The following is a 21,037-nucleotide window of genomic DNA, read 5'->3' on the forward strand; positions in this document are numbered from 1 at the left end:
GGCAAAGTAAGCCATTCTCTTCGGGCTCCCCTCAGTCAGCTCCGCTGACAGCTCCCCTCAAAGAGGGGAGCCATCCCCACGCCCGTGTTCGGTTTGTCGCCCACCCCATCGGCTCCTCTCTCTGAGGGGAGCCAGGCGCAGAGCTGACTGGGGCGGAATGCAGCTACCCCACCTTGAAGAAATCGGTGTCGTTCAGATACCCCTTGCCGGCCGTCAGGTCGTACTGCACCAGTTCGTAGTCCTTCAGCAGCTTTTTGGCCTTGGTGGACAGCGACTTGTAGGGCACGACGTTGCCGTCGGCGGACAGGTAGGTCTTGTTGTCGCCGCTCTGCGAGTCGACCGTGGACACCGCCCTGCTGAGCGCCGGCACCTGCTGGTGCAGCTCGCCCAACAGCTCGAGATAAGCGGAAACCTTCGCGTTCATATGCTCCGCGGCAAGCGACATGAAGAAATTGGATGAGGTATAGCTGGTCTCCTGCTGGTCCAGCTTCGTTTCTGCGGACGCCGATGCCTGATTCGACCAGATGAAGTAATCAGTCTCATACAACGAGGCGCGGCCGTTGGCGTCGCTCAATGGTGTGCCACTAACAGCTGTGTCGTAGATGCCAGGCAAGTGATCGCCGTAGAAGATGACGGTGACCGGCTCATCCAACGCATCGAGCTGATTCAGGAATTCGGTGGTCGCCTGGTCGGTGATATTGACGCCTTTGGCATAGGTCTCCACGTTCTGTCGTTCGTCTCCGGCCAGTGTGGATGTATCCGCCTCTTGGAACTGGTTATCCGCATACCAGTTGCTGTAGGGCATGTGGTTCTGGATCGTCACCAGTTGGATGAATCGGGAATGACTCGTGCCATCGGCCAACGTGTCAAGCACATTCCGGTACGATGCGGCATCGCTGACGTATATGGAGTTGTCAATGCGGTCCTGATGGGTGATTTCGGGCTGGCTGTCCAGCGTAAGGAACTGATCGAAACCGAACTTCTTGTAGTTGCTGTCGCGTAGATACATGCCCTTGTAATACGGGTGGAAGGCGATGGAACCGGTTTCGCCAAATTGCGCGTTCCAGATTTGGTTGAACGTGTATGCCTGCTTCTCATGGGGAACCAGTTCTTGGTACATGGACTGCATGGAATCGTCAAACATCGACATGCTCAGACCAGTCAGGGACTGGTATTCGATATTGGCGGTACCTCCGCCGTAGCCGGTGGACAGCATCAGACCGGAAGTGGTCGAGTCCTTCAGTGCACGGATGTTCGGCATCGGGTCTTCGGAAAAGCTCACGCCGGCCACGCGGGTCGGGTCGGAGAACGACTCGGACAAGATCATGATGACCGTGCTGTCGGTGAGATTGGTGGCGCGGTTCTGATTGGTGGATTCCGCCTGCTTGGCATATTCCGCGGCCAGATCCTCCATGGTCTGCTTGCTGTAGCCTTCCGGCTTGTCCATGACCTTGACGTGTGCCAACCGTAGGAAATTCATGATGGGACCATTGTTTTGAGCGTCGCCCATGGCATTCCATAGCTGCGGCGAATCTCCCATGCGCGCCGCCCACGTATACGACCATGAACCCGGAATGCTGAGGTTCCATGTGAACGAGAACAACGTGGCGACGCTGACGACCACGGCAATCGCGCGTGTGCAGTTGCCGAGGACAGTCTGGGCGTTCCTGAACGGATGCCTCCAGTGGAAGGGAATGACGCAGGTGCGGCGGTCAAGAATCTGCAGGAAAATGCAGGTCAGCACCACCGCAAGAAGCAGACGGACGGCGGCGTCGACCAGCGGTTGGCTGTCTTTTGGTATGAACGAACCGATTTCACCGCCGTTGCCGCCAGTGATGAAGTTCAGATCCGATGGCAGGATCGGTTCGTTGCGAAGACCGATTTTGATGCGATTCGCCACCGTGAACGTGATCATGATGGTTACGAACAATGCGGTGGCGATCCAGAAACGATTGAGCACGAAGATCATCGTGAGATAGATCAGCCCGAGCACTAGGAAGTTCAGTAGCCAGTTGTACTTGTTCTGCAGCCACATCTGGCTGACGAACATCGTGAGCTGTCCTTTGACGCTGCCGAGCATTTTGGTGGTGTCGTCCACTGCGCTGGGATCGTCGTACGATGGCTCACTGTACATGCTCCATTGCATCACTGTCACCGTGATGGCGGTGGAGACCACGAACACGATGCTGTAGAACGCATAAGAGAATTGAAGACGCTTCTGCCAAAGATCGCGCGTGGTATTGAAGATGCGTTCGAAGGCGCGCTGGAGCACTTGGAACCAGTGTGAAGTAAGTATTGGCGCAAAGACGGCGGATAAGTAGTTATACAGCGGCTGCATCTGTGCGGTAATCCGCGAAGTAAAACCTGCAAGAACACTGTTACGGTTCTTTGCCGCCGCGTCGGCCGGCTTGCTGTCCGAGCTTTTTCCGGGAAGCTCCAAAGCTTGTTCCTGATTTGGCGGATTTGGCGGGACGCCCTGTTGTGTTGATTCTTGAACTGCCATTACAACCCATCTGCATTCAACAACGTTGCAAGCCTCACATTGTAACGGCAGGTTTAGAAGTAGTTTTCTGCGTGTTTACTTGCTGTTTGCCGAGTTCCAGCTGGGGCGGATGGCAAAGGGCAAAGGGTGTGGGCTCAGATTCTTCGGATCGTGAGGATACGTATACGGCTGTGCGCGGCTCTTCTTCTATGGGTTCTTGCTGGTGGAAATCATGATGTCTCCGATTTACGGACTTTGTGCAAGAAGCGAGATGCACGCTCTTTCCTCGTCGTGGAGGCTGTGCTATACGTGATGTGGGGCTGGCTTGGTTGGCCAATCATCATCTCACAATGCAACGTAGAAAAGGCTAAGCGGTCGAGACAACCATGATGAGTGATCAGACAAGAAAACGCGGCGTATTCGTGGCAATCGGCGTTGTGGTGGCGGTGATTGCCGTCATGGCCATATTGGTGTTCGGCGGTCTGCTGACCGTTTCGCATGCTTCGCAGAAGACGACAGAAACCACTCCCGCTTCGTCCTCGGTGCAAGCGAAGAGTGTAACACTTCCCAATTATTACATGGAAAATATGGTGTTCCAGCGTAATAAGCCGATTGCCGTTCAGGGCTCGACCACGCCGAAGGCGTCCATCACCGTTGCCATGAAAGACAGCGATGACAAGCATACGGCGGAGGCTACGACCACAGCGGATGCCAAGGGAAACTTCTCAATCAGTCTGAAGACGTTGCCGGCACAGCTCAAACCGTATACGTTGTCCATCGCCAGCAAGGGCCACCAGCTGTTCACCATCCGGAAAACGTATGTGGGTGATGTATTCGTTGCTGCGGGGCAGTCCAATATGGAACTGAATTATGATCAATACTATGGTTATGAAGCTGCCCGACAGGAGAATATGCAGGGTGTATTTACCACTGACGATCTTCCGGATACCATTTCCGACAGCTATGTGTTTTTCCTAGTGGCTTCCCATGTAAAAAGCAATTACGATGAGAATGATGGGGAATTCCCGTTGCTCTCATATAACGAGAGTGGGTGGCTTGCGGCTGATGACGATAATGCGCAATATCTCAGCTACCTGGCGCAATTCTTCGCCGAACATTTACGGGAAAACAACCCTGATGTGCCTATTGGAATTATTCAAACGGCTTGGGGCGGCTCTCCCATCAAGCAGCACATGGTTGGTGGGGAAATCTACGGCACGCATATCGCACCTTTGCGAGGGTACAATGTCGGCGGTGTTCTGTGGTATCAGGGCGAGAATGAGGCTGGAATTCCCAGTGACGTCGCATCATATTCCGCGAATTTTGTGACATTGATTAATCAATATCGCGAGATATTTCAGGATGCTGATTTGCCTTTTCTCTATGTGCAATTGGCTCGATACGATGAGAATGTCGATACCGCAGGGGTTCGTCAGGCTCAGTTGGATGCCCTGCAGGCTGTCGGCTCTCAAAAGAATGTGGCCATGACCGTCTCCATCGATGCGGACAAGGGCACCAGCGAGCTGATTCATCCGCTTGGCAAGGATATATTGGCATACCGCATGGCCCAACAATGGCAAGCCATGCAGAATAAGACTGATGTGCCGGCAAGTCCCATGCCCAAACGTGCCGTGCAAACTGATGAGGATGGGTCCACTGTTGAAATTTCCTTCACTGGCTCGACCGGCGAAGGCCTGCATGCCATGTCGCCGATTTATTCAACGCGTGCGACGGCGACGCATACGGCCGATGATACCGATAAGCCGTTGCAGGGGTTCGAGGTCGCGGGCCCCGATGGCGTATTCAAAGCCGCTTCGGCGTCCATCACGGACGACGATACCGTGCTTGTGACAGCCAAAGACGTTCGAGACATCAGACAGGTGCGGTACCTATGGCGTTCCAATCCCACGAGCAGCGTGCTGCTCTACAACGGTTTGGACTTGCCCGCCAGTCCATTCAGCCTGGGAATCTCCGAGTCGTAGTGTGACATCTGAATCTGGTGTAGATATGGCTTGCGCCGGTTTATGATTTGTTCAGTTTGCTGAATTTCATGAAATACTACGTAGCATTATGCGGTAAATTGCTTTCTTTGTTCTACGAATACACTGACGCTATTGATGTTTACGGTTGAAAGAGCAAATGGATGAATGCGGGAATAGGGGAATAGCGGTCAACGTAGTGAATTAAACAGTGCCGGACATGCAGGTGAATGCTGTTTGGTAATGGATGCGATTCCACCCAAGCGCGCGTACGATGTGAAGTAACGCACAAAGTAGCGCGCGTTGGGGACGTGCCTGACCAGTAGGCACGGGATGAGAAGGAGCGCATCATGGCCGATTCGAATGCAACCGAGCCGATTCCGACCGGGGCCGCCGAAACCAAACCAATCGAGACGAATCCCACCGAACCGTTGCCGGTCGGTGCGGACGTCAGTCAGCCTGAGCAGTCGACGCAGACGTTGCCGTTGACGGGGGATTCCGGAACGACACCTCTGCCGCACGTCCAGATTTCCGGCACGGCCGGCGTCGAATCGGGGACGGAGCCGTTTGCCCCGTTGGGCTGGCCGACTCCGGCGCCGGCGTCCTCGGCATTGTCCGGAGAGAAGCCGACTCAGGCTCTGCCCATCGTTGACCAGTCTGAGCGGGCGACGCAAACGCTGCCCGCGGCTGGCGATGGGGCGGCGGCAACCCAGGCGTTGCCGTCTTTGCAACAGGAGCCGCTGCAGGCCACGCAGGCCCTGCCGTCGGCTGGCTTGGTCGGCTCGGCTGGCTTGACTGATTCGGCTAGTGCCGTTGCCGGTAACGACGCCGCCCCCACGCAAGCGTTCACCCCGACCGAGCAGCCCACGCTGGCCGTGCCGCCACTGGGCGCGGTGCCGGTCGCGGCGGCGCAGGAGGCTCCCGCGCACGCGCAGCCCGAGCCGGCAACCGAGGCGATTCCATCGTCCGGCCATGAACCGAATTCGATATTCCCCGCTGCTGCGGATGCGACACCCGCCAATGGCGTTCCTGGAGTGGTATCGTCATTCGCCGAAACCGAGGCGATTCCGTCGTCCGCGCTGAAGGCCACCCCGGCGGCCTATTCCATCGCCCCCGATGCACCGGCCGCCGCTCCGGCTGATTCTGCGCCGCAGTCCCAGCCGCAGCAGCCGGCGTACGGGGCGAACCCTTACACTCAGCAGGGCGTGCCGGTGAGCGGCGCTCCCGCGTATGACGGTAACGGCTCTGTTTCGTCGCAGAATGCTGCACCCGGCGCTCCCGAGTACGGCGCCGGCGACCACCCGGTTCCGCCACAAGGCGCAACGCCGGTCAGTCCCGTGTACGGCAATCCCGTGTACGGCGGCCCCGGTCCGGCTCCGCAGTCGAATGTCCCGCAGTCGAACATTCCGCAACAAAACGTGCCTCCGCAGGCGCAGAACTTCCCGCCGCAGGGTGGCGTCCCGCCATACGGCCAGTACCCGCCATACGCGGGCGGCAACGGCGACGGCGCCGGCGGCAACGCGCCGCTTTCCCCGGCGGACGACCCGTACAACCCGAACAACCAGAAGTACAACGGCATGGCCATCGCCGGCTTCATCTGCTCGTTCTTCGTCGCGGTGATCGGCCTGATCCTGAGTATTATCGGCCTGAACCAGATCAAGAAGCAGGGCGGTAAGGGCAAGGGGCTGGCCATCGCCGGCATCGTCATCAGCATCATCAGCATGGTGCTGTCGATCGTTCTGGTCGTGGTGGGGCTGGCGGGCAGTGCTGCGATAGCGAATAAGGCGATACAGGACGCGCAGTCCGACTCCTCCTACAGCCAGTCCGATTCCGGAACCGACTCGAGCATCGGCGGCGATTCCAGCACCGACTCCAACTCCGATTCCAGCGACCTCGACAACCTCGACAACTCACTGGACAACACGCTCAACGACACCGAAAACGACCTGTCCAGCGGCGACTACGGCCTCTACGACTCGGTGCAGGCATTCGTGGACTCCGACGAATTCAAGTCCTCCATCCAGTCCGAGGTTGACTCGCTGTCCGGCTCCGGCATCACCTTCTCCTACCATGTCGAAGGCGACACGCTGGTCTACGAGTACACGGTCGGCGACGAGTACGCCGCCGCGGGCGATTCCATCGCCTCGTCGGTCTCCGCCTTGAGCGACACCTACCAGTCCACCGCCGACATGCTCGGCACGATGTGCAAGACCTCCAGCGGCAAGGCCTCGCTGCGTGTCTACATGCACACCGCCAGCGGCCAGTCCCTCTTCGACCAGACCTGGACCGAGCAGTAGGCGTAATTCCTGGGACTGTTAGACCAAAGTGTTGGTTTTATTGGAGGCGTTGCAATTACTCGCGTCCAAGCATCACCGGCATGTCATGAAGGTGGATGACACGGTATGCGTGCAACCCGAATAACAACACTTTGGTCTAACATAACCTAATTCCTTCGCGGTGATTTGCGCACCGGCGTAGCCATTCGCCGGAAGGGTGCGGGGTTTGGTGTGCGATACCCAACCGTAGGCTTGGCCGAACGGCCTTGAGTGTGTTGGGTATCGCACACCAAACCCCGCACCCGTCAGCCCCTATAGTGACCCAATCCATGATTGATTGACGGGCCCAAACCTAATCCAAAACCCAACATCCCCGCTCGCTTGCCATACGACCGCTTCTGCCAGAAGAGTCATGACGTTGAGCGCGCTAAACCGGTGTACGCTAGGCACCATGAGACTTGCACGTTTTTCGCTCAATGATTCGCCGCGTTACGCCTTCGTGCAGAAGGATGAAAACGACGGCAAGGACTACCTCGTCGAACTGGACGGTCACCCGCTGGCCGGCGATCAGGTCACGCCCACCGGCAACCGTTACGCGCTCGACGCCGACGGCATCCGTCTGCTCGCCCCGGTGATTCCCTCCAAGGTATACGGTCTGGCCAAGAACTACGAGGCTCATGCGCAGTTCATGCACGAGGCCGGTCACTCCGAAATTGCACACGCGCCGGAGAACATGGTCATCTTCACCAAGCCGTCCACCTCGGTGATCGGCCCGGACGACCCGATTGTGTACCCCGCATGCTCCAAGGACATGAACTTCGAGCCGGAAGTGGCCGTGGTGATGGGTCGCATCGCCAAGAACGTGTCCGTGGAGAACGCCATGGACTACGTACTTGGCTTCACCTGCGTCAACGACGTGACCCTGCGCGACCTGCAGGGCATCGACCCGACGTGGACCCGCGCCAAGGGCTTCGACACCTCCTGCCCGCTCGGCCCGTGGATCGTGATGCGCGACGACCTCAACTGGCGCGACGCCCACATCTCCTTCACCCTGAACGGCGAGGACGTGCCGATGGCGTCCGGCACCACCGCAAACCTCATCCACGGCATCCCGGAGCAGATCGCCGCGATTTCCTCGTTCTCCACGCTGCTGCCCGGCGACGTGATCATGACCGGCACGCCGAACGCCTCCGGTCACCTCGACCCCGGTGACGAGACTATCGTCCACGTCGAGGGCATCGGCGACCTGCGCAACGTGATCGTGCGCGCCTAGCCACGCCATAAGTTCGTTGATTAATGCACTACCCCTCAGACCCGCTTCGCGGGCCAGTGCGCCCTTAATTGCAGGACGGGCTGTCAGCGAAGCTGACTGGGAAAGAAAAGCTGAAGTCCTCAATTATTGAGGACAGACCGCTAGCGCCGAATTACGCCGCCGCCTACGGATGGCGGCTATTCTTTTCTCTACTTATCCGCCGTCCGAGGGCGGCCGTCGCGCGCCTCTCGTGTCATGTGTTGCGCGCCGCGCGTCTCACGCCCCCGGCAGCACCGCGTGCAGCGCGGTCATCACCACCAGCGAGATGATGGCCGTCACGGTCAGGGAGAATCCAGCCAGCTTGGCGTTGCCGGTGAGCGAGTCCGTGAACTTGGTGGAGAAGATCGTGATCGGGGCAAAGGCGCCCAGCACGATGATCTCGCGGATGCGCATGTCGAACGGCAGCAGGAACCATGCCGCCACGGCGATGATCACGCCGAACACCGCACGCCAGCCGATCACCTTCAACAGCTCCACGCGGTCCTTGCGATTGTCCGGAATCTCCATCATGAGGCCGATCATGGCCATCGCGCAGAAGGCGTTCGCGTTGGCGAACGGCGTAATCAGCGTCACGATCGGCTGCGGGATGGTGATGTGCGCGAACATGAACACCAGCATCAGCATGTAGATGTCGAATGAGATCGACCCCAGGAAATCGCGCGCGATGTTGCGCAGCCGCAGCCGCAACGGCAGCGATTTGAAATTCCCGTCCATCTTCAGCAGTGTGCGCGTGATGGTGAGCGAGCCCGCCGTCGCCACAGTGGCGTTGCCGATGTCGAGCATGATGATCGGCAGTCCGGCCGAGGCGCCCATGAACGTCTGCACCACCGGCAGGCAGAACGCGCCGAGATTCAGACCCGAGGCGTTGAGCATTTGGAACGCGCGATAGTTGCGCTCGTCACCGCGCGAGCCAAGATACACGATGAACAGCGGCACGGCGCAGGCGAAGAAACCGAACAGCACGATCCACAGCATGCGCATGTCATGCTTGTTCGTGGCGAACGAGAGGATGATTGCGCATGGCAGCGTGAGGTTGAACACCAGTCCTTGGGCCACCTTGTAGTCGCGCTCGCCGAAGACGTGCAGATGCTTGAGCGCGTAAGGGACGATGATGGCGAGCAGCAGCGCGCCGGCTTGGAAAATCATGTTCTTCTCTTCATTCCCGGGTATTTCGCGGTCGCGCTTGCCGGCCCGGTTGCGGAATGGGCGGGTCGGCTTGGAAAATCGCGCGACGACTCAGTGGCGAGTATAGGAGCGATTCGCCGGCCGCCTCGGCGGCGGTGCGCATGATGGACGCGCCCACCGAATCCCCAAAACTTGAGTCTCCTTCACTCAAGTTTTGGGAATAGAATGGGTCGCAGGCCGGTTGAGAGTGTCAGAACATGACACGAATGCCTGCCGTGGTCATGTGCCGAGCCGAATTCTGGCACTCCGGTACCCGCGCATACCGCGGCAAACGCCGGTGCGCACGGTACACATCGGCACGCGCCCACGGCAGGCATACAAGAAGACTTTTGGAGGAACACTATGGAACAGAAGTTCACCACCATGGCCCAAGAGGCCGTCGGCGACGCCATTCAGAGCGCCTCCGCCGCCGGCAACGCGCAGGTCGAGACCCTGCACGTCATGGATGCGCTGCTGCGTCAGGAGAACGGCGTGGTCCGCTCGCTCATCGAGGCCGCGGGCGGCGACGCGAAGGCCATCGGCGCCGCGGTGCGCAACGCGCTGGTCGGTCTGCCGAGCGCGTCCGGCTCGACCACCTCGCAGCCGCAGGCCAGCCGTCAGCTGACCGCCGCCATCGCGCAGGCCGAGAAGGAAATGCAGCAGATGGGTGACGAATACGTCTCCACCGAGCACCTGCTCATCGGCATCGCGGCCAGCAAGCCGAACCAGTCGGCCGAGATTCTGGAGAAGAACGGCGTCACCGCGGCGGCCCTGCGCAAGGCCGTGCCCGGCGTGCGCGGCGGCGCGAAGGTGACCAGCCCGGACGCGGAAGGCTCGTACAAGGCGCTGGAGAAGTACTCCACCGACCTGACGGCCGCCGCCAAGGAAGGCAAGCTCGACCCGGTCATCGGCCGTGATCAGGAGATTCGCCGCGTCATCCAGATTCTGAGCCGCCGCACCAAGAACAACCCGGTGCTGATCGGCGAGCCCGGCGTCGGCAAGACCGCCGTCGTGGAGGGCCTCGCCCAGCGTATCGTGGCGGGCGACGTGCCCACCACGCTGCAGGGCAAGAAGCTCATCAGCCTTGACCTGGGCTCGATGGTGGCCGGCTCGAAGTACCGTGGCGAGTTCGAGGAACGCCTCAAGAGCGTGCTCAACGAAATCAAGAACGCCAACGGCCAGATCATCACGTTCATCGATGAGATCCACACCATCGTGGGCGCGGGTGCCGCCGAGGGCTCCATGGACGCCGGCAACATGCTCAAGCCGATGCTGGCCCGCGGCGAACTGCGCCTGATCGGCGCCACCACGCTGGACGAGTACCGCGAGAACATCGAGAAGGACCCGGCGCTGGAGCGTCGTTTCCAGCAGGTGTACGTGGGCGAGCCGTCCGTCGAGGACACCATCGCCATCCTGCGTGGCTTGAAGCAGCGTTACGAGGCGCACCACAAGGTGACGATTGGCGATGACGCGCTGGTCGCCGCCGCGACCCTCTCCAACCGCTACATTTCCGGCCGTCAGCTGCCCGACAAGGCCATCGACCTGGTCGATGAGGCGGCCGCGCACCTGCGCATGGAGCTCGACTCCTCCCCGGAGGAGATCGACGAGCTGCAGCGCAAGGTGACCCGTCTCGAGATGGAGGAAATGCAGCTCAAGAAGGCCGAGGACCCGGCATCCAAGGAGCGCTTGGGCAAGCTGCAGGCTGAACTCGCGGACACCCGTGAGAAGCTCAGCGGCCTCAAGGCGCGTTGGGATGCCGAGCAGGCCGGGCACAACAAGGTCGGCGAGCTGCGTGCCAAGCTTGATGACCTGCGCGTGCAGGCGGACAAGTTCACCCGCGAGGGCAACCTGGCCGAGGCGTCGAAGATTTTGTACGGCGAGATTCCGGCCATCCAGAAGGAACTCGCCGCCGCCGAGAACGCGGACGCCGAGTCCAAGGACACCGGTTCCTCCAACCCCGCGCAGGAGCCGATGGTGCCTGACCGCGTGGACGCCGACTCCGTGGCGGAGATCGTCTCCGACTGGACCGGCATCCCCGTCGGCCGCCTGATGCAGGGCGAGAACGAGAAGCTGCTGCACATGGAGGACTACCTCGGCAAGCGCGTGATTGGCCAGAAGGAGGCCATCACCGCCGTGTCCGACGCGGTGCGCCGCTCGCGTGCCGGCATCTCCGACCCGAACCGTCCGACCGGCTCGTTCCTGTTCCTCGGCCCCACCGGCGTGGGCAAGACCGAGCTCGCCAAGGCGCTCGCCGACTTCCTGTTCGACGACGAGAAGGCCATGGTGCGCATCGACATGTCCGAGTACATGGAGAAGGCGAGCGTGAGCCGCCTGATCGGCGCGGCCCCTGGCTACGTCGGCTACGAGCAGGGTGGCCAGCTCACCGAGGCTGTGCGCCGTCGCCCGTACTCCGTCGTGCTGTTCGACGAGGTCGAGAAGGCCAACCCCGAGATTTTCGACGTGCTGCTGCAGGTGCTTGACGACGGTCGTCTGACCGATGGTCAGGGCCGGACCGTGGACTTCAAGAACACGATCCTCATCATGACCTCCAACCTCGGCTCGCAGTTCCTCGTGAACGAGGATCTGGACCCCGACGCCAAGAAGAAGGCCGTGATGGACGCGGTGCACATGAACTTCAAGCCGGAGTTCCTGAACCGTCTGGATGACATCGTGATGTTCCATCCGCTCACCCGCGAGGAGCTGGGCGGCATCGTGGACATCCAGGTGCGTGGCGTGGCCCAGCGCCTCACCGACCGCCGCATCACGCTCGACGTGACCGACTCCGCCCGCGAGTGGCTGGCAAACACCGGCTACGACCCGGCCTACGGCGCCCGTCCGCTGCGCCGTCTGGTGCAAACCGAGGTGGGCGACCAGCTGGCCCGCATGCTGCTGGCCGGCAAGGTCCACGACGGCGACACCGTGCTGGTCGACCAGACCGGCGGCGAGCACCTCGAGCTCTCCGCGTGGGCCAGCGACCAAATCGTCGGCGACGACCCGGATGTGAACGTGGACAAGGTCACCGAGGACAAGTGACGGTTGCAGGTTCGGCAACGGTGCTGCAGTGCTAATAGCTGCGGCAATGCCGCTGTGATGTTGCTGTGTGTTGCTTGATACCACTGCAAAGTTGCTGACGGACTTATAAATGGGGCCGTGGTTTCATCCACGGTCCCATTGTCTGTAGGCCGTTCATTGACGGATTGACTGCCCGCGGACCCGTTTTGCAGGTCAGCTCGTCCCAAAGGGAGTTAATGCCACTCCGACAATTCAAGATGGGCCTTAGTGGTCTGTCTCGTAATTGTCTGAGTGGTGTTGGCTCACCTCTGGTGAGGGGGCTGTCAGCGAAGCTGACTGGGGGAGAGAAAAAGCTGAAGCCCTCAATTGTTTAAGAGACGGACCACTAGGGCATAAGCCATGTGGTGTCCCGGTGCGTCAATCTTGACGGAAAAGAGCTTTCTCCTTTGCAAGGGGTAGGTACACCGATTGCCTGAAAAGCTATCTGCGTTGCAAGGGGTACCTTAAATCTCATATCCCGAGTATGAGGGCTGATTTGGCTATGGTATTGAGCGCTTTTGAGTCGATGGCTACTTCGTCATGTACCCCTTGCAGCGCAGATAGCTAACCGTGACAGGTGAAATGTACCCCTTACAAGCCAGATAGCAATTCATGGCTATGACGCCGAGGGTGAGATGGGGTTGGCCTCGGCGCATTGGATGTGGTCGTGCGCCTCAAGTGCCGATGATGTGCATCGTCCACGAACTCCGAGACCCGCGTGACGGTGATGGTATGACGGCGCCGGGTGTGGAAGCTATGCGTGTCTGCGAGATAAGGCATTTGGGTAAGCGCCATGGCTCCTCCGAGTGTAGGGCTATGCGGGCTTGATTGATGATCGTCGCGCTACCAAACACATTGCACCTCTAAGACACTGCGTCTTCAAACGGGGAGACTATGCGGATAATGCATGTGTCCCGCAAAACAGTGGTCGGCGTGGCCGGCATCGCATGATGTCGCACTGTCGCATACCATCGCGTGCCGTGAGCGGTGCATACTGGTAACACGCGCGGTGGATGCCGTACCCGCCTGATGTGAGAGGAGATCGATGACCGGACGTTTTGCGCCGACGCCATCGGGGCGCATGCATATCGGCAACGTGTATGCCATGCTGGCCGCGTGGCTGTCCGCCCGTTCGCGTGGCGAGCACATGCTCCTGCGCATCGAGGACGTGGACAAGCCACGCGTCATCGCTGGCGCGGACCAGCTCATGATGGACGATCTACGCTGGCTCGGCCTCGACTGGGATAACGCCGAACCGCTGTACCAGTCGCGCAACACCGAGCGTTACGAATACGCGCTGGAATGCCTGCGATCGGTGCGATGGGGTGATGCGTCGGAAGTTGCCGCTCGCCTGCCGGCTGACGCGGCGAGGACTTCGGGTAGTGGCCTGCATGATTCATGCAAGGGTCCGCAACGTGACATGCACGATGCCGAAGATGTTTCACGGGGTGTTTCACAGGACCTTCCGCGGAATACTGATGATGTTTCACACATTGTTTCACAATTGCTGCCGGACGGCGTATGCGCCGAAGGTCCACAGGTATCGGACGTGTTGTACCCGTGCTTCTGCTCGCGTGCCGACATCCGCGCCGCCTCGGCCCCGAACGAGGGCGATGGCTTCATGGTTTATCCCGGAACGTGCCGTCGATTGCTGCGCGAGCACCCCGACGAGGTCCGCGAGCGACTCGCCCGAGGTGATCGGCATTCCCTTCGCATTGCCATGCCGGAGAAGAAGCTTGCCCCGATGATGCATGACATAATGCTGTCCGCCCCGGCCGCGTCCGCTGCTGCGATGCCTGTTATGCCGATAACGGCTGGCGATGTGCCGGCTACCGGTATCGCGGCAGCAACTGCAGATGGCCCGGTTGATCGGGAGGCCGATTGCGGCGGGTTTAGCGGCGGCCGACATGACGAAGGCCAGCCACTCGGCGGTGACGGCATCCGTGGCGTGACCGCCATGTTCGACGATGCCGTCTACGGTCCGCAGACCTACGATTTGCCGCATGATATCGGCGATTCGGTGATTCGCCGGGCTGACGGCCTGTTCGGTTATCAGCTGGTCGTGGTCGTGGACGATTTGGACATGGGTGTGGACGACATCGTGCGCGGCCGCGATCTGCTACGTTCCACCGCCTTGCAGATGTGGATTCGCCATTGCCTGCTTGCCGGCGGTTTCAAACCGGAATGCGGGTTCCTTGCCAATCCCGCATACGAGCATCTGCCGCTCATCGACAATGCGGCCGGCCGCCGTCTCGCCAAACGCGAACGGTCGCTGGACATGGGCGCGTTGCGTGCTCGCGTTGACCCTGAGCAGATCATCGGCTATTGCGCGTGGCTGCTGCGCGTGCGGCCCACACCGGAACCATGCACGGCAGCCGAGTTGGTACCTGATTTCAGCTGGGCTCCGCTTCGCGCCGCCCATCCCGACCGCGCATTGAACCCCACCGATTCCAACACTCCGGCGTGGCTCGCCGAAGCCCTGTCCGTGTAATCGGGACGCTGCGCCGCAGCGGCTTGCTTAAGACCGGAGTGGAGGTCTGAGGCGAGGGTGGCTAGACGATGTAATACCCCGCCTGTAACCCTAGTGGTCTGTTTCGTGATTGTCTGAGTGGTGCTGGCCCTCTCTGATGGGACGTTGCCGTGAAGCAAACAGCAAAGCTGTTTGTAGGCGACGTGTGAGCCGACAGGCGAGCCAGCATGCCGCGCACGTAGCGCGTCCGAAATTGCAGGACGAGCTGGCACGCGAAGCGGGTCTGAGGGGTAATGAATTAATCAACGAATTAATTATTGACGCAGCATACTAGTGAGTCATTCGTGGGACCGGCGCCCCGCGCGTAGGGCGTCGGCGGTAATCTGATACCACCGCAACGGAAGGATCGTTATGTCGAAATTCTTGAGGAATGCGGCGCTGGCCGGCGTGGTTGCCGCAGGTGCCGCCGTGTGGGCCGTGGCTCCGCGTACGTTCAATGACAAGCGCCGCAACTTCGTGCCGTCCATCCCCGACGTCTGGTATGCGCATCGCGGCCTGCACGACGCCGGTTCCGGCCTGGTCTCCGCCGATGATCTTGAGGAGTATCAGGGCGACGGCCCCGCCAGCGCCCAAGCCGACGCGACCGCGCTCTCCATGGCCGAAAGCGGTGAGTACGTGGCACTCGCCCGCAAGATGGCGCTTAAGGCCGGCTATGGCTCGGCCGATGTGACCGGTCCACTCGCCCCCGAGAATTCGCTGGCCGCCTTCGCCGCTGCATGCGAGGCGGGCTACGGCATCGAACTCGATTTGCAGCTCACGCTTGACGGTCAGGTCGTTGTGGTGCATGACGCCGATCTCAAGCGCGTGGCCGGCGATCCGCGTCGCATCGAAGACCTCACCTATGACGAGCTGACCCGCATCCCGCTGTTCCCGAACGGCCGTTCCGGCGACCTCAAGGCCAAGCCGCTGCCGGGCGCCGAACAAAACCCGCCGCTGGTGGTCACGCCGTCTCGCCCGCCCGAGGGTTACTACCAGCATGTGCCGCTGTTCTCCGACGTGCTCAAGGTGGTGGCCGGTCGCGCGCCGCTCATCGTGGAGTACAAGTTCAGCGACAACGCCGCTTGGACCGAGCGCTGCGTCGAGCTCATGGAGAAGGGCCACGCACTGCTTGAGGAGTACAGCGGCCCGTACGTGATCGAGTCCTTCCACCCCGGCGCGGTGAACTGGTACAAGGAGCACCATCCCGAGGTGTGCCGCGGTCAGTTGAGCGCCCCGGCCACGCTGTCGGGCAACGGTGCGGCCGAATGGGCCGCCGGTCTGCTGGCGTTCGACTGGCTTTCGCGCCCTGATTTTGTGGCCTACGACTGGACCGGCGGCTCCTCGCCGCAGGTCCGTCTGGCGCGTTCGATGGGTGCCACCGCCGTGTCGTGGACCGTGCGCAGCTCCGACGAGCTCGCCAAGTGCGACCAGTACTTCGACCGCCACATCTTCGAGGCTTTCGTGCCCGACGCGCGGTAGGGCGACGGCGCAATAGCGGCAGGTGACGCAGGCGACGGATACTCATCCGCCGCCTGCGTCACCGCTTACTGGTGACTTATTTGTGATACGGCTCGCCGGCGTTGATTTTGTAGGCGCGGTAGATCTGCTCCAGCAGAATCACACGCATGAGCTGATGCGGGAAGGTCATCTTCGAGAAGCTCAACTTGAAATCGGCCCGGCGCAAAATCGCGTCATCCAAGCCAATCGAGCCGCCGATGACGAATTGGATGTGACTCACGCCGCGCAATCCCAGATCATCGACTTTCGCGGCAAGTTCCTCGCTGGAGAGCTGCTTGCCGTCAATGGCCAAGGCGATGACGAACGCGCCATCACGCAGATGCTTCGCGATACGTTCGCCTTCCTTGGCCTTGATCTGGCGTTCGACGCCGTCGGTGGCGTGTTCCGGCGTCTTCTCGTCGGCGACTTCGATGATGTTCAGACGGCAGTAGCGCGACAACCGTTTCGAATATTCCTCGATGGCGTCGCGCAGATACTGTTCCTTCACACGTCCCGGCGCAATGATGTCAATCTGCATAATGACTCCATTATGCTTGCCGCCCTTCCCCGAGGGGCGGACTAGGTCTGGCCATGGCGGGCGCTGCGGCCACCACGTTGCCGTTCTTCCCCTCGGAAGGACGGCAACTAATCCTTGACCGGTTGAAGTTCCCGCCACTGGTGCCCTTCCCGCGGGAGGGCGGAAACCTGCATTCGCTGCTGGGGACGCGGCATGGTGTGCCCCCGGAGCTGGAAATTAGATGAATTTGGGCTGCGGGGGCACGCCCTTATTTTGGGCGGAATTGCCGTGATAAGTGAAAACGGCGTAATTATGCGGTTTTTGATTCGTGGCCGTGTGCCCCCGGAGCCGGAAAACGTCGATAAAGCGGTTACCGGGGCACAGGCCGTGCCCCCGCAGGCCGATTTGAGGTCTAAATCGTCTGCGGTGGCACAGTGTTGTGTCCCGTACTAGTCGATCACGCCGTAGAGGCGATCGCCGGCGTCGCCCAACCCCGGCACGATGTAGCACTTGTCGTTGAGCTTCTCGTCGACCGCGCACACCACGACCTTGAAGTCGATGGACGGGTCGATGTGCTCCTCGACGTACTTGATGCCCTCCGGCGCGGCGATGATGTTGATCGCGGTGACGTCCTTCGCGCCGCGCTCGGCCAGGTAATGCGTGGCGGCGACCAGCGTGCCGCCGGTGGCGAGCATCGGGTCGATGAGGAAGCACTGGCGGCCGGACAGGTCGTCGGGCAGGCGGTTCGCGTAGGTGATCTGCTGGGTGGGGTGGTCCTCGTCGCGCTTCATACCAAGGAAGCCGACCTCGGCGGTGGGCAGCAGGCGGGTCATGCCGTCGAGCATGCCGAGACCTGCGCGCAGCACCGGTACGATGATCGGGCGCGGCTCAGCCAGCTTCTTGCCGGTCATCGGCGCGACCGGCGTCTCAATCGGCACGGACACGACGGACAGGTCGCGCGTGGCCTCGTAGGCCTCGAGCATCACGAGCTCGGAGACGAGCTCGCGGAAGGTGGAGGAGGGGGTGTTCTTGTCGCGCAGGACGGTGAGCTTGTGCTCGACCAGCGGGTGATTCAAAACATGCAGTTCCATGGTTCCTAAGCGTAGTCCATGAATCCGGTCATGCCGAATGCGGGCGGGTGCCGCTCCTCGGAGGCGGGCGCACAAGGGCTGATGTGGGTGCAGGGTTGCGCGGTCGCGGTGCTGCCGCTCCGCGGGGTCGCTGACGAAAAGGCGCCGGTGGCCTACCGAATGACGATGGTCGGCTTGAGGAGGATGTGCCGGTCGTCGCGGGCAATCACGGTGGCGGGCACGGTGGCGGCCGCAGTGGCGGGTGTGGCGACGGGCGAGGTGGAGGATGCGCCACGCCCGCCACCGTCCGAGCCGCTACCGGTATACGCGCCCGCGACTATCTCCGGAGCGCCGGTCGAATGACTGTCGGCGGTCGATGCCGCGCCGCCGCCGTCATTCGTTCCGGTGAAGGCCGCCGCAGGCGCGTCAAGCTGCTCCTGGGTGATGCGGATGATGTGGCGCGCGCTCTCGGTGAGCGGCTGAGCGATGCTGGACAGCCCCATCGAGCGGGAGGAGACCGTGTCGTCGAAACCGGTGATGACGATGTCCGTGTCGTTGGGCAGCGCGGTCGCGGCGCCCACGGCGAGCGTGTCGCTCACGCAGATGATGGCGTCGAGATCAGGGCGCCGGTCCAGCAGCGCGATGCAGGCGGTCTGCCCTGCGATGATGTCGTTGCTGGCCTCCTCGTACAGTTGCCCGAGCTCGTCGCCGCTGACCATCCGCGCGTCGAGCATCGTGTCGCGCCAGCCTTGATAGCGATCCGTGCCGGTGCCTGACACGCCCGGCCAGCCGATGAATCCGATGTGCTTGCGCCCGTGCAGGATGAGATGCCGGGTCATTTCGGCGATGCCGTAATGACCGTCCACGTCCACCCACGGGGTCGCCGGATCGTCCATCGCGCCGCAGCCCCACGGCCGCCCGAACAGGACGAACGGCTGGTGATGCTCGTGCAGCCAGGCCAGTCGCGGGTCGTCGTGCGTGGTGTCGGTCAGGACGAAGGAATCGACGTCGCCACGGGCGGCGAGGGCCGCGAATTGGCGGATCTCGTCCTGCTGCGAGTCGGTTTTGTACAGCAGCACGCGGATGCCGTTGACGTCCGCCTCGGTAACCAGTGCGTGTAGAAAACGGTCGTAGACCTGGGAATAGCTGACCGGCGCGATGCCGATGCCGATGGTGTTGCTGCGTTGGGTGCGCAGACGCCGCGCCGAGGCGTTGGGAGTGTAGTTGAGCCGCGCGATCGACGCCAGAACCATCTTGCGCGTGGCTGGTTTGACGATGGAGGGGTTGTTGATGCAGTTGGATACGGTCTGCGGCGAGACACCGGCGTCCCGGGCGACGTCTTTGATGCTGACCATGGCGTGTCCCTTCATCCGGCCGGCGTCGGTGCCTGCCGTGCGTTGCGGTGATTTGGTTCGTTCTAATGATGGTACCTGAAACATGCTTGAGTTGACAGACTTCGGCGTTGTCGTTTATGATGTAACCACTGATTAGAACGTAACAATTCCGGAAGACGATGCGCGACGGCGAGCGGTCTTCCGGACTCCCATAGGTCACTGCAGGTCACTACGCGCGGGCGTAACCGGCCCGCAATGACGGCATGGGAATAATTTTGAACGTTCTAATAAAGTGAATACAAGTGAATACAAGTGAATACAACTGAATACCGGCGATTGCGGGTCACGGTGGTCGCCCATCACGGTGGCAGAGCGCCAGACAAACGTGCGATCGCACGACCGCGCACACCACGATGACAATTCAGTGGCAACGTGGCAATGGAGACATGAACGGGCGCCCGCCCGAACAGAAAGGAACTCGACGATGAGGAACAGGAACAAGCTCACGGTACTGACCGCGGCCTCGGTGGCCGTACTGACCCTGCTCGCCGGCTGCGGCGGCGGCAGCGGCTTCGACGACACCGCCAGCTCCGACAACCCCACCAGCGACAGCTCGCAGGAGCTCACCGTGCTGATCGGCTCCTCCGGCGACACCGAGACCAAGGCCGTCAAGGATGCCGTGGCGGCGTGGTCCGAGAAGTCCGGCACCAAGGCGACCGTGCAGGTGGCCAACGATATGGCCCAGCAGCTCTCGCAGGGCTTCGCCGGCGGCGACCCGGCCGACGTGTTCTACCTGGCCCCCGAACAGCTGGCCGGCTACGCCTCCAACGGCTCGCTGCTGGCCTACGGCGACCAGCTCGAGAACAAGAGCGACTTCTACGACAACCTGCTGCAGACCTTCACCTACGACGGCAAGCTGTACGCGGCCCCGAAGGACGTCTCCACGCTGCAGCTGGTCATCAACACCGACATGTGGTCCGCGGCCGGCCTGACCGACGCCGACTACCCGAAGACCTGGGATGAGCTGGCCGAGGTGGCCAAGAAGCTCACCGCCGACGACCACGTTGGTCTGGCCTTCAACGGCGAGTACGCCCGAGTCGGCGTGTTCCTCAAGCAGGCGGGCGGCGGCCTGGTCTCCGACGACGGCACCAAGGCCATCGCCAGCGATGATGCGAGCGTCCAGGGCCTGACCGAGGTCAAGAACCTGCTCGACACCGGCACCGTCGCCTACGCCGCCGACCTCGGCACCGGCTGGGGCGGCGAGGCCTTCGGCTCCAAGAAGGCCGCCATGACCATCGAAGGCAACTGGATCACCGGCGGTCTCTCCGCCGACTACCCGGACGTCAAGTACAAGGTCGTGCCGCTGCCCGAAGGCCCGGCCGGCCAGGGCACCATGCACTTCACCAACGGCTGGGGCATCGCCGCCGACAGCAAGAACCAGAAGGGCGCCATCGATCTGGTCGAATACCTGACCAGCGACGACGTGGTGATGGACTTCGCCAAGGCGTTCGGCATCATGCCCGCCACCAAGACCCTCGCCGACACCTGGAAGGGCGAGTTCCCGGAGCTCGGCGCCTTCATGGACGGTCTCGAGTACTCCGTGACCGTGCCGACCGCCAAGGGGGCGGCCGACGTGGTCACCGATCTCAACGCCCAGCTCGAGGGCCTGAAGACCGGCGATCCCAAGGCCATCCTCGACAAGACGCAGACCAACCTCGAGGCCATCCTGAAGTAATCCGCGAGTAGCCCACGTCCCCGGCTTTCCTTTTCTCCGCTTCCGCCAAAGCGGGCGGAGGGGAGAGGGGAAAGCCGGGGATGCCGCAATGGCCAGAGCCAAAACCTAGAC

Annotated in this window: 12 protein-coding genes and 1 pseudogene; 8 read left to right on the forward strand and 5 right to left on the reverse strand. The window is 61.5% G+C overall.

All coding sequences use genetic code 11. The features are described 5' to 3' along the window. Nucleotides 1-163: 163 nt before the first annotated feature. Nucleotides 164-2,272: an alkaline phosphatase family protein gene (locus tag BG22_RS07090; protein ID WP_308810460.1), complete on the reverse strand. Its 2,109-nt coding sequence runs from the start codon at nt 2,270-2,272 to the stop codon at nt 164-166. Nucleotides 2,273-2,868: 596 nt separating this feature from the next. Here BG22_RS07090 and BG22_RS07095 point away from each other — a divergent pair. The 3 genes from BG22_RS07095 to BG22_RS07105 all read left to right on the forward strand — a co-directional run bounded on the left by BG22_RS07095 (nt 2,869) and on the right by BG22_RS07105 (nt 8,010). Further along, complete coding sequence (locus tag BG22_RS07095; RefSeq protein ID WP_258186266.1) at nt 2,869-4,464, forward strand: sialate O-acetylesterase; 1,596 nt, start codon at nt 2,869-2,871, stop codon at nt 4,462-4,464. A gap of 347 nt (nt 4,465-4,811) precedes the next feature. After that, a complete protein-coding gene (locus tag BG22_RS10960) occupies nt 4,812-6,758 on the forward strand; it encodes a DUF4854 domain-containing protein (RefSeq protein WP_219846935.1) in 1,947 nt (648 codons plus the stop codon). A gap of 430 nt (nt 6,759-7,188) precedes the next feature. After that, nucleotides 7,189-8,010 (forward strand): fumarylacetoacetate hydrolase family protein, encoded by an 822-nt coding sequence (locus BG22_RS07105; RefSeq protein WP_140494421.1) that lies wholly within the window; start codon nt 7,189-7,191, stop codon nt 8,008-8,010. Nucleotides 8,011-8,265: 255 nt separating this feature from the next. On the opposite strand, the gene BG22_RS07110 is transcribed toward BG22_RS07105, so the two are convergent. Next, the gene (locus BG22_RS07110; protein WP_140494423.1) at nt 8,266-9,195 is read right to left on the reverse strand and encodes an AEC family transporter; all 930 of its coding nucleotides are present in this window, start codon (nt 9,193-9,195) and stop codon (nt 8,266-8,268) included. A 381-nt stretch (nt 9,196-9,576) separates the two neighbouring features. Between BG22_RS07110 and clpB the strand changes: the two genes are divergently transcribed. The 4 genes and pseudogenes from clpB (at nt 9,577) to BG22_RS07130 (ending at nt 16,252) form a co-directional block, all read left to right on the forward strand. Continuing rightward, complete coding sequence (gene clpB / locus BG22_RS07115; protein ID WP_140494425.1) at nt 9,577-12,246, forward strand: ATP-dependent chaperone ClpB; 2,670 nt, start codon at nt 9,577-9,579, stop codon at nt 12,244-12,246. Nucleotides 12,247-13,369: 1,123 nt separating this feature from the next. Beyond that, nucleotides 13,370-13,501, forward strand: a pseudogene (locus BG22_RS11500) (tRNA glutamyl-Q(34) synthetase GluQRS); the annotation flags it as partial. 255 nt (nt 13,502-13,756) lie between these two features. Further along, on the forward strand, nt 13,757-14,755 hold the full coding sequence (locus tag BG22_RS07125) for a glutamate--tRNA ligase family protein (RefSeq protein ID WP_258186269.1): 999 nt from the start codon (nt 13,757-13,759) through the stop codon (nt 14,753-14,755). A gap of 390 nt (nt 14,756-15,145) precedes the next feature. After that, on the forward strand, nt 15,146-16,252 hold the full coding sequence (locus BG22_RS07130) for a glycerophosphodiester phosphodiesterase family protein (protein ID WP_140494427.1): 1,107 nt from the start codon (nt 15,146-15,148) through the stop codon (nt 16,250-16,252). A gap of 76 nt (nt 16,253-16,328) precedes the next feature. Here the strand turns inward: BG22_RS07130 and rlmH are convergent, their stop codons facing one another. From rlmH to BG22_RS07145, 3 genes are all read right to left on the reverse strand, one after another. Continuing rightward, nucleotides 16,329-16,808, reverse strand: coding sequence for a 23S rRNA (pseudouridine(1915)-N(3))-methyltransferase RlmH (rlmH, locus tag BG22_RS07135; protein WP_094667557.1), 480 nt, complete (start codon nt 16,806-16,808; stop codon nt 16,329-16,331). Between the two features lie 428 nt (nt 16,809-17,236). Then, nucleotides 17,237-17,878 (reverse strand): uracil phosphoribosyltransferase, encoded by a 642-nt coding sequence (upp, locus tag BG22_RS07140; RefSeq protein WP_094667556.1) that lies wholly within the window; start codon nt 17,876-17,878, stop codon nt 17,237-17,239. 152 nt (nt 17,879-18,030) lie between these two features. Then, complete coding sequence (locus BG22_RS07145) at nt 18,031-19,212, reverse strand: LacI family DNA-binding transcriptional regulator (RefSeq protein ID WP_140494429.1); 1,182 nt, start codon at nt 19,210-19,212, stop codon at nt 18,031-18,033. Nucleotides 19,213-19,675: 463 nt separating this feature from the next. On the opposite strand from BG22_RS07145, the gene BG22_RS07150 reads away from it, so the two are divergent. Then, nucleotides 19,676-20,926 carry an ABC transporter substrate-binding protein gene (locus BG22_RS07150; protein WP_140494431.1) on the forward strand — a complete coding sequence of 417 codons (1,251 nt, stop codon included), beginning with the start codon at nt 19,676-19,678 and terminating at the stop codon, nt 20,924-20,926. The last annotated feature ends 111 nt before the right edge of the window (nt 20,927-21,037 follow it).

Origin of the sequence: Bifidobacterium sp. UTBIF-78, from assembly GCF_006408945.1 — a bacterium.
GTDB lineage: Bacteria > Actinomycetota > Actinomycetes > Actinomycetales > Bifidobacteriaceae > Bifidobacterium > Bifidobacterium myosotis.